This is a genomic window from Mesorhizobium sp. M8A.F.Ca.ET.208.01.1.1 (assembly GCF_004791315.1).
Classification (GTDB): domain Bacteria; phylum Pseudomonadota; class Alphaproteobacteria; order Rhizobiales; family Rhizobiaceae; genus Mesorhizobium.
The window spans coordinates 746821-759762 of record NZ_SRUT01000002.1 but is presented as its reverse complement, the minus strand read 5'-3'; the positions used below and the strand labels follow the sequence as shown (position 1 = coordinate 759762).

The window sequence follows — 12942 nt, the reverse complement described above, 5'->3', positions numbered from 1 at the left end:
TCAAGGGGCAGATTGATTTCGTGATCTGCACGGTATTGAAGCGTGTTGATGCGGCCTGAGGCGGCGAGAGTTGCGACCCGGTTCGAGTTCGACGAAGCCTGTGGCCGCGCCAGACGGTTGACCCAGCCGATTGTCACTTGCCCATTCTGTGGCTGGATCATGCCAAAAGCGTCGGCGGAATATTGCGGCGCGGACATGCGCGGGTGCAATTGCTCCTCGTTAACGGGAGAAAATTTGCATGAATGGCGCCGATGTCCTGTGCGACGTGCTGCTGGCCAATGATGTTACGGTGTGCTTCGCCAACCCCGGCACATCCGAAATGCATTTCGTCGCCGCGCTCGACCGCAAGCCGCGGATGCGTTGTGTGCTTGGCCTGTTCGAGGGCGTGGTGACCGGTGCGGCCGACGGCTATGCGCGCATGACCGACCGCCCCGCAGCGACGCTGCTGCATACCGGGCCGGGGCTGGCCAACGGTCTTGCCAACATGCACAACGCAAGGCGCGCCAGGAGCCCGATGATCAACATCGTCGGCGACCATGCCTCATACCATCTGCCGCTCGATGCGCCGCTGACCAGCGATATCGGAGGCCTGGCTGCGCCGATGTCGAACTGGGTGCGCCGCATCGAAGGGCCTACCGATGTCCAGCCGGCCACGGAGGCGGCCTTTCGCGCCTCACTGACGCCGCCGGGCGTCACGACGCTGATCCTGCCGGCGGACGCGGCCTGGGGGGAGGCTGACGCGGTTTCGCCCGGCAAGGTTGTCCTTTCACCGCCGCCGGTGGTTGACGTGGATGCGGTGCGTCAGGTTGCCGCGGCGATCCGCTCCGCGCCCGGCCGTGTTGGCATGATCGTTCGCGGGCGGGCGGCGCGCGCCGATGCGCTCGAGATCGCCGGCCAGATTTCGGCGGCCTGCGATGTCAGGCTGTTCAGCGAGGTCCTGATCGCCAGGATGCAGCGCGGGCGCGGACGTGTCGCGCCGACGCGCATTCCCTATCCTGTCGACGCGGCGACGGCAGCGCTCAGGGATATCGATGTTCTGGTGCTGGTCGGCGGAAAGGAGCCGGTCGCCTTCTTTGCCTATCCGGGAAAACCGGGACGGCTTGTCCGTGACGACTGCCAGGTGCTGACGCTCGCCGCCCATGGGCAGGACCTGCATGCGGCGCTGGAAGCGCTTCGCGGTGAACTTGGCGTCAAGCCATCGCAACGGACGGCGGTTGCCAGCGCGTTTCCCGACGAGGCAACGCCGAACGGCCCGCTGACGGAAGACGCCGTCGCACTGTCTGTCGCGAGAAAGCTGCCGGCCGACGCGATCGTCTGCGACGAGGCCGTCACCTCGGCGCGGCGCTTCTTCGCGCTGTCGGCCTTTGCCGCGCCGCACGATTACATGATGGGCACGGGCGGGTCGATCGGCGGCGGCATCCCGCTTGCGACGGGTGCGGCGATCGCCTGTCCCGGCCGCAAGGTGATCAATCTCGAGGCCGACGGCAGCGGCATGTACACGGTGCAGGGCCTGTGGACTCAGGCGCGGGAACATCTCGACGTGGTGACGATCGTCTTTTCCAATCGCGCCTACGCGATCCTGCATGGCGAGATGAAGAATGTCGGCGTGAACGCGATCGGTGAGAATGCGCGGCGCATGCTCGATCTCGACCATCCGGCGCTGGACTGGGTTTCGCTGGCCAAAGGGATGGGCGTGGAGGCTGCGCGTGCGGATACCTGCGAGCGGTTCGACGCGCTGCTCGACGCTGCCTTGTCTCGCCCGGGGCCGTTTCTGATCGAAGCGGTAATCTGACCGGTTCTTACCAGCGCGTCTGTTCGCCGGGCGCCGCCGGCTCGATCGCCAGCGCGTGCACGCCGGCCTTCAACTCGTCGGCCAGCAGTTCGTTGACGGCGCGGTGACGGTCGATGCGGCTCATGCCGGCGAAATTCGGCGAGACGATGCGGACACGGAAATGCGTCTCGCCGGTGCCGTCGAACTCGGCGTGGTGGCCGGATTCCACGTGATGATGGCCGGCGTGCAGATGGCTTTCGTTGAGGATGACCAGCCGGTCCGGCGAAAATGCCTTGTTGAGCTTGTCTTCCATGGTCGCCTGTATGGACATCGTTTTCTCCCTTCACCACATATGGTTGGCGCTGCCGTGAAAACCAGAAATCGGTCTCACCAGGCCGCTGGCGCGCAACAAAATCAGTCATTCGCCTGCTTTAAGCCGCGATTCAGCGGTTAGGGCGATGATCGCGAAAATGTCAATTCTTGTTTCGCATCTGCGAACGCCCCATAAATGGGTGAGATGAAGCCGTATCCCAAATATTTCGAGAAGATTCGCGTTCGCCCCGACAAGGACGCGGAGGTGAAGTCGCACGCGCCGATCTGCCAGTGGGATGGCTGCAAGGAGGCGGGCACGCATCGCGCGCCGGTCGGGCGCATGAAGGAGGGCGAGTATTTCCGGTTCTGCTTCGACCACGTGCGCGAGTACAACAAGGGCTTCAACTACTTCTCCGGCGTGCCGGACACCGAGGTCGCGCGCTTCCAGAAGGAAGCCATGACCGGCCACCGGCCGACCTGGAAGATGGGCGTCAACGGCGCCTCGACACGCTCCTCGCCCGATATGGCGCAGATGCGCTCCGGCCGCGCCGGCTACTACAACCGCATGCGCGACCCGTTCGACCTGTTCAAGGGGCCGAAGGATCCGCGCGAGGCGCGCGAGCGCAAGGCGAAGCCCCTTGAGGCCAAGGCGCTGGAAACGCTTGGCCTTGATACAAAGGCGACTGGCAAGGACATCAAGGCGCGCTATAAGGAACTGGTGAAGCGTCACCATCCGGATGCGAATGGCGGCGACAGAGGTTCGGAAGACCGGTTCCGCGATGTGCTTCAGGCCTATCGCGTGCTCAAACAGGCAGGCCTGTGCTGAGCGACCCTATGGTTTGTGTCGTTTTCCAACTTTCATAAGGTTGGAAAAGGCTTTAAGACCGCCCCCGAACAAAATCGATTGCCGGCGAAACGCGACGTTTCGCTTGTGGAGACGTTGAGAGATATGAACAAGGTCGATCGCGATATCGCCAACCTGCCCGACACGACGGTGTCGGTGAAGGAGAAATTCGGCTTCGAGTCCAAGATGGTGGTGCCGGCCTATTCGGTGACATCAGAGCATGTGCCCGACATTGATCCCGACTATCTGTTCGACAAGGCGACGACCTTGGCGATCCTCGCCGGCTTTGCCTACAACCGCCGCGTCATGGTGTCGGGCTATCACGGCACCGGCAAGTCGACCCATATCGAACAGGTTGCCGCCCGCCTCAACTGGCCTTGCGTGCGCGTCAACCTCGACAGCCATGTCAGCCGTATCGACCTCGTCGGCAAGGACGCGATCGTGGTCAAGGACGGCTTGCAGATCACCGAATTCCGCGACGGCATCCTGCCCTGGGCCTATCAGCACAATGTCGCGCTGTGCTTCGACGAATACGATGCCGGCCGTCCCGACGTGATGTTCGTCATCCAGCGCGTGCTGGAATCGTCCGGCCGCCTGACGCTGCTCGACCAGAGCCGGGTCATCCGCCCGCATCCCGCGTTCCGGCTGTTCTCGACCGCCAACACCGTCGGTCTGGGCGACACCACCGGCCTCTATCACGGCACCCAGCAGATCAACCAGGCGCAGATGGACCGCTGGTCGATCGTCACCACGCTGAACTATCTGCCGCACGACAATGAAGTGAACATCGTGCTGGCCAAGGCCAAGCACTATCGCGACACCAAGGGCAAGGACATCGTCAACAAGATGGTGCGCGTCGCCGATATGACGCGCTCGGCCTTTATCAATGGCGACCTGTCGACGGTGATGAGCCCGCGTACCGTCATCACCTGGGCCGAGAATGCCGAGATCTTCGGCGATGTCGGCATGGCGTTCCGGCTGACCTTCCTCAACAAGTGCGACGAGCTGGAACGCTCGGTGGTTGCCGAGTTCTACCAGCGCGCCTTCGGCCAGGATCTGCCCGAGAGCGCGGCCAACGTGGTGCTGGGCTAAGCAGAGCCTCGATGGCGGGTCCGGGCGACAATACGCGCAACAAGTCGAAGACGGGGTCTGAAGCCGATAGCTTCAAGCGCGCCGTCACCGTCTGCATGCGCGCCATCGCCGGCGACAAGGAGATGGAAGTCGGCTTCGCCAAGGACAGGCCGGCGCTGGCCGGCAGCCGCGCGCGGCTTCCTGAACTGCCCAAGAAGGCATCGAAGACCGACATCGCGATCACCCGCGGGCTCGGCGATTCCATGGCGCTGAAGCGCGCCTGCCACGACGTGCGCATCCACAGCAAGCTGGCGCCCGAAGGCAAGGCTGCCCGCGCCATCTACGATGCGGTCGAGCAGGCCCGCGTCGAGGCGATCGGCAGCCGCGCCATGCAAGGCGTCGCCGACAATATCGGCTCGATGCTGGAGGACAAATACGCCAAGGCCAACCTCGTCGACGTCAAGGACAAGGCCGACGCGCCCATCGAGGAGGCGCTGGCGCTGATGGTGCGCGAAAAGCTGACCGGCCGGCCGGTGCCGAAGAGCGGCGAGCGGCTGGTCGAACTCTGGCGGCCGTGGGTCGAGGAGAAGGCAAAGGCGGACCTCGACGGCCTGTCGGAAAAGCTCGAGGACCAGCAGGCCTTCGCCCGCGTCGTGCGCGAGATGCTCGCCTCCATGGAAATGGCCGAGGAACTCGGCGACGACCAGGAGACCGAAGACTCCGAGGACAATGACGACAACCAGCCGCAAGGCGAGGAACAGAGCGAGGAGGGCGGCGAAGACGATTCCGGCTCCGAGCAGTCGCAATCCGAGGACGCCGAGGCATCGGCGGACGACGAGCAGTCGGCGGAGACCGAAGCCTCCGACGCGACGGCCGACGATCTGTCGGATGACGACGATGCCGATGCCGAAACCCCCGGCGAGGCGCGCCGCAACGACAATCCCTTCACCAATCTGCCAAAGGAAATCGACTACAAGCTCTACACGTCAGCTTTCGACGAGACGGTCGGCGCCGAGGAGCTCTGCGAAGAGGAAGAGCTCGACCGGCTGCGCGCCTTCCTCGACAAGCAGCTCGCCAACCTGTCGGGCGTCGTCGGACGGCTCGCCAACCGGCTGCAGCGCCGCCTGATGGCGCAGCAGAACCGGTCCTGGGACTTCGACCTGGAAGAGGGCTATCTCGACCCGGCGCGGCTGGTGCGCGTGGTCATCGATCCGATGCAGCCGCTGTCGTTCAAGCAGGAGCGCGACACCAAATTCCGTGACACGGTGGTGACGCTGGTGCTCGACAATTCCGGCTCGATGCGCGGCCGGCCGATCACGGTCGCCGCCACCTGCGCCGACATTCTGGCGCGCACGCTGGAGCGCTGCGGCGTCTCGGTCGAGATCCTCGGCTTCACCACGCGGGCGTGGAAGGGTGGGCAGGCGCGCGAGAAGTGGCTGAAGGACGGCAAGCCGCCGAACCCCGGTCGGCTCAACGACCTGCGCCATATCATCTACAAGTCCGCTGATCATCCGTGGCGGCGGGCGCGGCGCAATCTCGGCCTGATGATGCGCGAAGGCCTGCTCAAGGAAAACATCGACGGCGAGGCGCTCTTGTGGGCGCACAACCGGCTGATTGCCCGGCCCGAACAGCGCAAGATCCTGATGATGATCTCGGATGGCGCGCCCGTCGACGATTCGACGCTGTCGGTCAATCCCGGCAATTATCTCGAACGCCATCTGCGCGCCGTCATCGAACTGATCGAGACGCGTTCGCCGGTGGAGTTGCTGGCCATCGGCATCGGCCATGACGTCACGCGCTATTACAGGCGCGCCGTCACCATCGTCGATGCCGAGGAACTGGCCGGCGCCATGACCGAGCAACTGGCTTCGCTGTTTGCGGAGGAAAGCGCGAAGGATACGCGTCGCGGCGGCATGCGGCGCGCCGGATGATCTTTTTCCGAGGCGGGTTTCGGCACACGCTTTTCGCCGCCTTCGCCTTGCTTGCCGGCATGGCTTCGGCGCCAGCCGGTTCGGCCGACCCGGCTCCGGTTGAGCCTGTCGCGGTCTCGGCCCGCCCGATCACCGAATTCCATATTGGCCGTACCGACAAGCAGTTTGGCCAGCTCGAATTCGTCGGCGGGCTGGAAATGACCTCGCCATCACGTGATTTCGGGGCGCTGTCGGCCTTCCGGTTTCTGAAAGCCGGCAGTGATTTCATCGGCGTGGCCGACACCGGTTACTGGTTCTTCGGCTCGGTGGCCCGCGACGCTGACAGGCGGCCCGTTGGCATCCAGAATTTTCGCATGCAGCAGATGGTCGACCAGAACGGCCAGCCGATCGACGAAAAATGGGAAGTCGACGCCGAGGGCCTTGCGGTCAAGGACGGCATCGCCACCGTTGGTTTCGAGCGCAACCATCGCGTCGCCCAGTTCAAGATTGACCAAGACAATATGAAGGGGTCGTTCCGGCAGTTGGATTTCCTGGTGCCGGCGCGGGAGCTGCGGCAGAATCGCGGCTTCGAGACCGTCACCCATGCCAATGCCAACGGCCAGCATCAGGGCGGCCTGGTCGTGGTCTCGGAGAAGAGCCTCGACAAGGCCGGCAATATCTACGCCGCCATAATCGAAGGCCCGCACAAGGGCGTCTTTACCGTCAAGCGCAACGACGATTTCGACATCACCGATGGCGCCTTCCTGCCGGATGGCGATCTTTTGCTGCTGGAGCGCAGTTTCACCATGGCGGGCGGCCTCAAGATGCGGCTGCGGCGCATTTATGGAGAGAGCGTCGAGAAGGGCGCCGTCGCCGATGGGCCGGTGCTGCTGCAGGCCGACATGGGCTACCAGATCGACAATATGGAAGGTCTCGACGTCTGGACCCGCGATGACGGCGCGCTGATGGTGTCGCTGATCTCCGACGATAACCACTCGATCCTGCAGCGCAATCTCTACCTGGAATTCATCCTGCACCAGGATTGACTGGCACTCTGCCTGGTTGAAGTAGGGTCGACTGTCCGTCACTCGATCTACGCTGATCAAAACACTTTAGCACAGACTTGACTATTCGTGCGATTGGCGTAATACTCAAGTCCATGCTCAACCATTCCGAGATCGACAGCATCCTTCGCGCTCTCGTCGAACCCACCCGCCGGCAGATCCTGGAACGGTTGAGCAGCGGACCGGCCACCGTCAGCCAGCTGGCGGAGCCGTTCGGCATGACCTTCGCCGCCGTGCTGCAGCATCTCCAGGCGCTGGAGGCCTGCGGGCTGATCCGCAGTGAAAAGATTGGGCGGGTGCGCACCTGCCGGATCGAACCGGGCGGGCTCGCCCCGCTCGCCGACTGGATTGCCGAACGCCGCATACCGGCGGAACGCCATCTCGACCGTCTTGGCCAGATTCTGGCCGAGCCAGAGCCATCCCCAAAAGGCCAATCCTCCGAGAAAAGTCAGGATCAGGAAAAGGACAAACAGCAATGAACCAGATAGCCCCCGTCAAGGACGAGCATTCCGTCATCCATTCCACCTTCACCATCGAGCGCACCTATCCGCAATCGCCGTCGCGGGTCTTCCATGCCTTCGCCGACAAGGCGACGGTGCGGCGCTGGCGCATCGAAGGCGATGGTTTTGCCGTTGCCGAGTTCAGCTTCGACTTTCGTGTCGGCGGTGGCGAGGTGTCGAGGTTCAGCTATGGCCGCGGTCCGGAGGTCAGGCTCGACGCGCAATTCCAGGACATCGTCGCCGACCAGCGCATCGTGTTTTCCTACAGAATGGCGGTCGGATCGCAGCCCATGTCGGCATCCCTCACCACCGTGGAGCTGACGCCGTTGGGCGACGGCACAAGGCTGACCTATACCGAGCAGGGCGTCTTTTTTGATGGTGTCGATTCCGCCCAGGGGCGGGAAGAGGGGACCCGTGGCCTGCTGGAGGCCCTTGGCGCGGAACTTCAGAAGTCAAAGTAAGCGCGGACGCCGCTGGCGGCCTCGGTCAGGACCGTGAGCCGTTGGTGGCGATCCAGATGACATGGCGCGCGCCGCGCTTGCCGTTGGCGCGCGTGTTGACCTCCTCAAAGGCGAAGCCGGCCTGTTTCAGCCGCCGCGTGAAGCCGGCATCCGGGCCTTGCGACCACACCGCCAGCACGCCGCCCGGCTTGAGGGCGCTACGCGCGTCGCCGAGCCCTGCCAGGCTGTAGAGAGCGTCATTGCCCTTGTGGACGATGCCTTCGGGGCCATTGTCGACGTCGAGCAGGATTGCGTCCCAGGCTGCGGGCTCGGACCGTATCAACTTGCCGACATCGGCCTCGCGGATGGTGACGCGGGAATCGCCGAGCGAGCCGGCGAAAATCTCGGCCATCGGGCCGCGCGCCCAGGCGACGACGGCCGGCACCAGTTCCGCGACAACGATTTCGGCATTTCTGCCCAGTTCGGCGAGAGCAGCGCGCAGCGTAAAACCCATGCCAAGTCCGCCGATCAGCACCCTCGGCTGCCGATGGCCCGCGATCCTCTGGCAGGATAGTTTCGCCAGCGCCTCCTCGGATCCGCTGAGGCGGCTGTTCATCAACTCGTTGGTGCCGAGCATGATCGAGAATTCGGAACCGCGCCGTTTCAGCCGCAGTTCCTGTTGGCCATCAGGCGTTTTCGCGGAGTCCAGCTGGATCCAGGGAATCACGGCTTAGGCCGCGGCAACGGCCGGCTGGCTCCAGCGGGCGGCGAGCAGCCGGTAGGGGATCAGTGCCACGACAGCGATGATCAGTTTCACGCTGAGGTCGCCGAGCGCCCAGGACACCCAACGCATGGCCTCGACATGAAACACGCCCATCAACGGGGCGCTCTCGAGAGCAAAACTGTCGCTTGGGCCGGCGAAGGCAAAGGCGGCCGAAAAGGCCACGCCGAAGAACACGAGTGTGTCGAACACCGATCCGACCAGCGTGCCGACGATCGGCGCCCGCCACCAGCTTTGCCGGCGTAGCCGGTTGAATACGGTGACGTCGAGCAACTGCGCGGTCAGGAAGGCGGCGCCCGAAGCGGCTGCGATCCGCACCAACCGGTCGGCCGATGTCTCGAATTCGATGAAGCCATGGCGAAACAGGAAGGGCGGGATCAGGATCGAGCACACCACTGCCGTCATGAAGCCGACAAAGACGATGCGGCGCGCCACGGCAGGTCCGTAGCGCCGGTTGGCAAGGTCGGTGACCAGGAAGGAGAAGGGGTAGGTGAACGCGCCCCAGGTCAAAACGTCGGCGAGCGACAGGCCGCCAATCTGGCCCTGCATGGGAAACTGCACGAGGATGTTCGATGCCACGACGACAAGCGCCATGGCGGCCACGAAAGGCAGGTATCGCGAAAAAGAAGACATTTTTTTATCCTGGGTAATGGAACCAGCGGAGCATCATGCCGATCGGGCGGTGCCCGCTTCGCAGTTGGGCATCGGATTGTCGAGCCTTGCGGATCTATCCGATGCTCAGTGGCCAACAAAAGATTGGCCAGAGGCCAACAAGAGGTTGGCCGGGGCGGTCGTCCCCCGCCTTATCTGATGTTACGCAGCGACCTGCTCGGCGAGCTTCTTGGCGATCTGCTTCTTCAGCAGGCGCGCGCGCTGCGACAGTTCCTTGACGTCGGCCTTAGCCAGGAAAGCGTCGAGACCGCCACGATGTTCGACCGAACGCAGCGCGTTGGCCGAGATGCGCAGGCGCACGTTCTGGTTCAGCGCTTCCGAAATCAGCGTCACATTGACGAGGTTCGGCAGGAAGCGACGCTTGGTCTTGTTGTTGGCGTGGCTCACATTGTTGCCGGTCTGGACTGCTTTGGCAGTGAGTTCGCAGGTGCGGGACATGGGTTCTAACCTTCAGTTCTTTCGTGACCTGCCAAACCTTTGTGCCCACGCCGGGTGGCGCGCGGTTCTGGTCAGGCGGCCTTATGGAAAAAGTTGGCGTTCCATAGTTGCATTTCACCGGGGCGTCAAGCTCCGGCTTCGCCACGGAACCGCCCGGCATTTCATATTAAGGCCGGATTTCCCCCTATAAGCGGTCTCATAGGGACATGCCAGACCGGAGTCGCCCGCCTCCGGCCCAAAATCAAGGATCCGATCCGCCATGCCTCGTTTGTCTCACGCGCTCGTCACCGCGCTTGCCATCGCCTTGCCGTCCGCCGCGTCGGCTGCGTCGCCGCAATCCTTCAAGGGCGAATACACGGTGTCGTTCCTGGGGCTCTCGATCGCGAGATCGACTTTCTCCAGCAGCTATCAGAGTGGCGTTTATGCGATCAATGGCACCGTCTCCGCAGCGGGTCTGGCCAAGCTGTTCGACGACACGCGTGGCACAATCTCGTCCAAGGGTACGATCTCCGGGCAGAAAATGGTGCCGCAGGCATTCCGTGCCGATTACACTTCCGGCAAGAAGGCATCCTCGATCGACATTCGCTTTGCCAATGGCAACGTGGCGTCGACGCAGGTCATCCCCGCGCCGGGCAAGCGCGACCCCAAGGCCTGGGTACCGCTCGGTGCCGGCGATCTGGCATCGGTACTCGATCCGATGGCCGCCACCGTCATCCATGCCGACAGCCCCGACCAGGTCTGCGGCCGCAAGGTCAAGTTCTATGATGGTGAGATGCGCGCCGACCTGACGCTGACCTACGCCTCGAAAGGAACGATCTCGGTGCCGGGCTACAAGGGCGACACAGTCACCTGCCAGATGGGTTTCGAGCCGGTGGCAGGCTACCGCAAGGGCCGCAAGGCGCTCAATTATCTCAAGAGCAAGAGCCGCATGATGGTGACGTTTGCACCGCTTGGCCAAACCGGCGTATATGCGCCGATCCACGCTACGGTCGGAACGCAGATCGGCACCTTGACCATCAGCGCCGGACGTTTCGAAGCGGTACAATAAGGCAGGCCACCGGGGACAGAATGGGGCGCGCCACTGGAGACAAAATGGGGCGCGCAACACTGATCGGCTTTTCGGCGGTCGCCATGTGGGCGTTGCTGGCGTTGCTGACGGACGCATCCGGCAAGGTGCCGCCATTCCTGTTGTCGGCGATCACCTTCTCGATCGGCACCGGTGTCGGGCTAGTCGCACGGCTGTTCATGCCGGCTGCCGACAGGGGCCAGAAAATCCCACCCCAGGTGTGGGTGATCGGCATTGCCGGCCTGTTCGGCTACCACTTCTTCTACTTCACCGCGCTGCGCAACGCGCCGGCGGTGGAGGCGAGCCTGATTGCTTATCTCTGGCCACTGCTGATCGTGCTCGGCTCGGCGCTGATGCCGGGCGAAAAACTGGCGTGGCACCATGTCGTCGGCGCGCTGCTCGGCCTTGCCGGCACCGTGCTGATCGTCACCAAGGGTGGCGGCCTGGCCTTCGATGCTCGCTATACCTTCGGCTATGCCATGGCCGCCGTCTGCGCCTTGCTATGGTCGTCCTATTCACTGCTGTCGCGACGTTTCCCGTCGGTGCCGACCAGCATCGTCACCTGGTTCTGCGCGGCAACCGCCGTGCTGTCGCTCGCCTGCCACCTGGCGCTCGAGGAAACAGTGCTGCCGGTCGGCGCCGGCCAGTGGCTGGCCGTGCTCGGCCTTGGCCTGATGCCGGTGGGCGCGGCCTTCTATGCCTGGGACATCGGCGTCAAGCGCGGCAACATCCAGGTGTTGGGTGCGGTAAGCTACGCGGCGCCGCTTTTGTCGACGCTGGTGCTGATCGCGGCTGGCGTCGCCGAGCCTTCGTTGCGCATTCTGGCCGCCTGCGTGCTCATCACCGGCGGCGCGGCGCTGGCGGCAAAGTCGCTGTTTCTGCGCAAGTCCATTGCTATCGAGAGCGGAGCCGGGGCATCCGAAGACGGAGCCAGGGTATCCGAAGGTGGAGCCCGGGCATCCGAAGACGGAGCCAGGGCATGACGATGCCGTTTGCCGGCGGCATCGACGCCAACGCCAATGCAACGCTGATCTTTTCGATGGTGGCGGCGGTGATCTATGCCTTCACATCAGGCATGCCGCCGACGCTGGCCCGCTCGGCGGCAAAGACGCTCTCTGTGGCCATGCTCGCCGCACTCGCCGCAATGCAGGGCGGCCCGCTGCTGCTGGTTGCCGCCCTTGCGCTGAGCGCGATCGGCGACGCCTTCCTGTCGCGCGACGGGGAAAGGGCATTTCTCGGCGGGCTGGCGAGCTTTCTCGTCGCCCACATCGTCTATGTCGCGCTGTTCCTGCGTAGCGGTGGCGGATTGGAGCTGCTTTCCGCCGAATCCTGGCGAGGCGCGATTGCACTGGCCATGGGGGTGTTCGCGATCGTGATGCTGGCAGCGCTCTGGCGCCGTGTCGGCCCCGGCCTGCGTATCCCGATCGCCGTCTATGTCCTTGCAATCCTGGCGATGGGCATGTCGGCGCTGACGACAAACAGTATCTGGGTGATCGGCGGCGCCGTGCTGTTCATGGCATCGGACGGGCTGCTTGCCACGGAGAAATTCCTGGTGGCCGCCATCTCGCCGCATCGCGCCTGGATGCGCGTCGCAGTCTGGGTGCTGTATTACGCCGCCCAGTTCGCCATTACCCTGGGTTTCCTGCTCGGTTAGGGCTGCCAGCCCGGCTCGGCCAGTTCGAAGGCGGCGAAATCGAAACCCGGCGCGACGGTACAGCCGACCAGCGTCCACTCGCCCAGACTGCGCGCCGATTGCCACCAGCCTGCCGGCACGACGATTTGCGGCCTTTCGCCCGCCGCGAGGTCGATGCCGAGAACCTGCTCGATAACGGCGCCGCCTTCTTCACACATCGACAGCGCCAACGGCGCGCCGGCATGGAAATGCCAGACCTCGGCGGCATCCCTGACCCGATGCCAGGCTGAAAGCTGGTGCCGTTCCAGCAGAAAATAGATTGCGGTCGAATGGCCGCGCGCACCGCCGGCCTCGTCGCGAAAGGTTTCGGCATACCAGCCGCCTTCCGGATGCGGCTTCAGTGCGAGCGTTGCTATGATTTGCGCGGAACTGGTCATCGG

15 protein-coding genes are annotated in these 12942 nt (G+C 64.0%); 10 read left to right on the top strand and 5 right to left on the bottom strand.

Features of this window, described 5'->3' with window-relative positions; translation table 11 throughout:
- The first annotated feature begins 238 nt into the window (after positions 1-238).
- The gene (locus tag EN851_RS14200; RefSeq protein WP_135929468.1) at positions 239-1792 is read left to right on the top strand and encodes an acetolactate synthase large subunit; all 1554 of its coding nucleotides are present in this window, start codon (positions 239-241) and stop codon (positions 1790-1792) included.
- Positions 1793-1799: 7 nt separating this feature from the next.
- Here the strand turns inward: EN851_RS14200 and EN851_RS14195 are convergent, their stop codons facing one another.
- On the bottom strand, positions 1800-2102 hold the full coding sequence (locus EN851_RS14195; protein ID WP_127276016.1) for a BolA family protein: 303 nt from the start codon (positions 2100-2102) through the stop codon (positions 1800-1802).
- A 177-nt stretch (positions 2103-2279) separates the two neighbouring features.
- Between EN851_RS14195 and EN851_RS14190 the strand changes: the two genes are divergently transcribed.
- The 6 genes from EN851_RS14190 (at position 2280) to EN851_RS14165 (ending at position 7933) form a co-directional block, all read left to right on the top strand.
- Positions 2280-2909, top strand: a complete 630-nt coding sequence (locus tag EN851_RS14190; protein WP_127276015.1) for a J domain-containing protein — start codon at positions 2280-2282, stop codon at positions 2907-2909.
- Positions 2910-3032: 123 nt separating this feature from the next.
- A complete protein-coding gene (gene cobS, locus EN851_RS14185) occupies positions 3033-4019 on the top strand; it encodes a cobaltochelatase subunit CobS (RefSeq protein WP_127276014.1) in 987 nt (328 codons plus the stop codon).
- Positions 4020-4030: 11 nt separating this feature from the next.
- A complete protein-coding gene (gene cobT / locus EN851_RS14180; RefSeq protein ID WP_135929467.1) occupies positions 4031-5929 on the top strand; it encodes a cobaltochelatase subunit CobT in 1899 nt (632 codons plus the stop codon).
- Positions 5926-6954 (top strand): esterase-like activity of phytase family protein, encoded by a 1029-nt coding sequence (locus tag EN851_RS14175; RefSeq protein WP_135929466.1) that lies wholly within the window; start codon positions 5926-5928, stop codon positions 6952-6954. Before cobT ends, EN851_RS14175 begins: the two co-directional genes overlap by 4 nt.
- Before the next feature lie 113 nt (positions 6955-7067).
- Positions 7068-7451, top strand: coding sequence for a metalloregulator ArsR/SmtB family transcription factor (locus EN851_RS14170; protein WP_127872354.1), 384 nt, complete (start codon positions 7068-7070; stop codon positions 7449-7451).
- The gene (locus EN851_RS14165; protein WP_135929465.1) at positions 7448-7933 is read left to right on the top strand and encodes an SRPBCC family protein; all 486 of its coding nucleotides are present in this window, start codon (positions 7448-7450) and stop codon (positions 7931-7933) included. Before EN851_RS14170 ends, EN851_RS14165 begins: the two co-directional genes overlap by 4 nt.
- A gap of 25 nt (positions 7934-7958) precedes the next feature.
- Here the strand turns inward: EN851_RS14165 and EN851_RS14160 are convergent, their stop codons facing one another.
- The 3 genes from EN851_RS14160 to rpmB form a co-directional block, all read right to left on the bottom strand.
- Positions 7959-8639, bottom strand: coding sequence for a hypothetical protein (locus EN851_RS14160; RefSeq protein ID WP_135867564.1), 681 nt, complete (start codon positions 8637-8639; stop codon positions 7959-7961).
- 3 nt (positions 8640-8642) lie between these two features.
- A complete protein-coding gene (locus tag EN851_RS14155) occupies positions 8643-9326 on the bottom strand; it encodes a queuosine precursor transporter (RefSeq protein WP_135929464.1) in 684 nt (227 codons plus the stop codon).
- Between the two features lie 180 nt (positions 9327-9506).
- Positions 9507-9803, bottom strand: a complete 297-nt coding sequence (rpmB, locus tag EN851_RS14150) for a 50S ribosomal protein L28 (protein ID WP_010911765.1) — start codon at positions 9801-9803, stop codon at positions 9507-9509.
- 259 nt (positions 9804-10062) lie between these two features.
- On the opposite strand from rpmB, the gene EN851_RS14145 reads away from it, so the two are divergent.
- The 3 genes from EN851_RS14145 to EN851_RS14135 are packed head-to-tail and all read left to right on the top strand — an operon-like array spanning position 10063 to position 12523.
- Positions 10063-10851: a DUF3108 domain-containing protein gene (locus EN851_RS14145; RefSeq protein WP_127276009.1), complete on the top strand. Its 789-nt coding sequence runs from the start codon at positions 10063-10065 to the stop codon at positions 10849-10851.
- Between the two features lie 44 nt (positions 10852-10895).
- A complete protein-coding gene (locus tag EN851_RS14140; protein WP_135929463.1) occupies positions 10896-11852 on the top strand; it encodes an EamA family transporter in 957 nt (318 codons plus the stop codon).
- On the top strand, positions 11849-12523 hold the full coding sequence (locus tag EN851_RS14135; protein WP_135929462.1) for a lysoplasmalogenase: 675 nt from the start codon (positions 11849-11851) through the stop codon (positions 12521-12523). Before EN851_RS14140 ends, EN851_RS14135 begins: the two co-directional genes overlap by 4 nt.
- On the opposite strand, the gene EN851_RS14130 is transcribed toward EN851_RS14135, so the two are convergent.
- The gene (locus EN851_RS14130; protein ID WP_135914887.1) at positions 12520-12939 is read right to left on the bottom strand and encodes a cupin domain-containing protein; all 420 of its coding nucleotides are present in this window, start codon (positions 12937-12939) and stop codon (positions 12520-12522) included. The genes EN851_RS14135 and EN851_RS14130 overlap by 4 nt on opposite strands.
- Positions 12940-12942 lie beyond the last annotated feature (3 nt).

Coding starts and splice junctions, on each gene's coding strand:
- EN851_RS14140 (WP_135929463.1), top strand. CDS start 10,896: ATGGGGCGCGCAACACTGATCGGCTTTTCGGCGGTCGCCATGTGGGCG.
- cobT (WP_135929467.1), top strand. CDS start 4,031: ATGGCGGGTCCGGGCGACAATACGCGCAACAAGTCGAAGACGGGGTCT.
- EN851_RS14170 (WP_127872354.1), top strand. CDS start 7,068: ATGCTCAACCATTCCGAGATCGACAGCATCCTTCGCGCTCTCGTCGAA.
- EN851_RS14190 (WP_127276015.1), top strand. CDS start 2,280: ATGGGTGAGATGAAGCCGTATCCCAAATATTTCGAGAAGATTCGCGTT.
- EN851_RS14200 (WP_135929468.1), top strand. CDS start 239: ATGAATGGCGCCGATGTCCTGTGCGACGTGCTGCTGGCCAATGATGTT.
- EN851_RS14195 (WP_127276016.1), bottom strand. CDS start 2,102: ATGTCCATACAGGCGACCATGGAAGACAAGCTCAACAAGGCATTTTCG.
- EN851_RS14130 (WP_135914887.1), bottom strand. CDS start 12,939: ATGACCAGTTCCGCGCAAATCATAGCAACGCTCGCACTGAAGCCGCAT.
- EN851_RS14145 (WP_127276009.1), top strand. CDS start 10,063: ATGCCTCGTTTGTCTCACGCGCTCGTCACCGCGCTTGCCATCGCCTTG.
- EN851_RS14165 (WP_135929465.1), top strand. CDS start 7,448: ATGAACCAGATAGCCCCCGTCAAGGACGAGCATTCCGTCATCCATTCC.
- EN851_RS14135 (WP_135929462.1), top strand. CDS start 11,849: ATGACGATGCCGTTTGCCGGCGGCATCGACGCCAACGCCAATGCAACG.
- cobS (WP_127276014.1), top strand. CDS start 3,033: ATGAACAAGGTCGATCGCGATATCGCCAACCTGCCCGACACGACGGTG.
- EN851_RS14175 (WP_135929466.1), top strand. CDS start 5,926: ATGATCTTTTTCCGAGGCGGGTTTCGGCACACGCTTTTCGCCGCCTTC.
- EN851_RS14155 (WP_135929464.1), bottom strand. CDS start 9,326: ATGTCTTCTTTTTCGCGATACCTGCCTTTCGTGGCCGCCATGGCGCTT.
- rpmB (WP_010911765.1), bottom strand. CDS start 9,803: ATGTCCCGCACCTGCGAACTCACTGCCAAAGCAGTCCAGACCGGCAAC.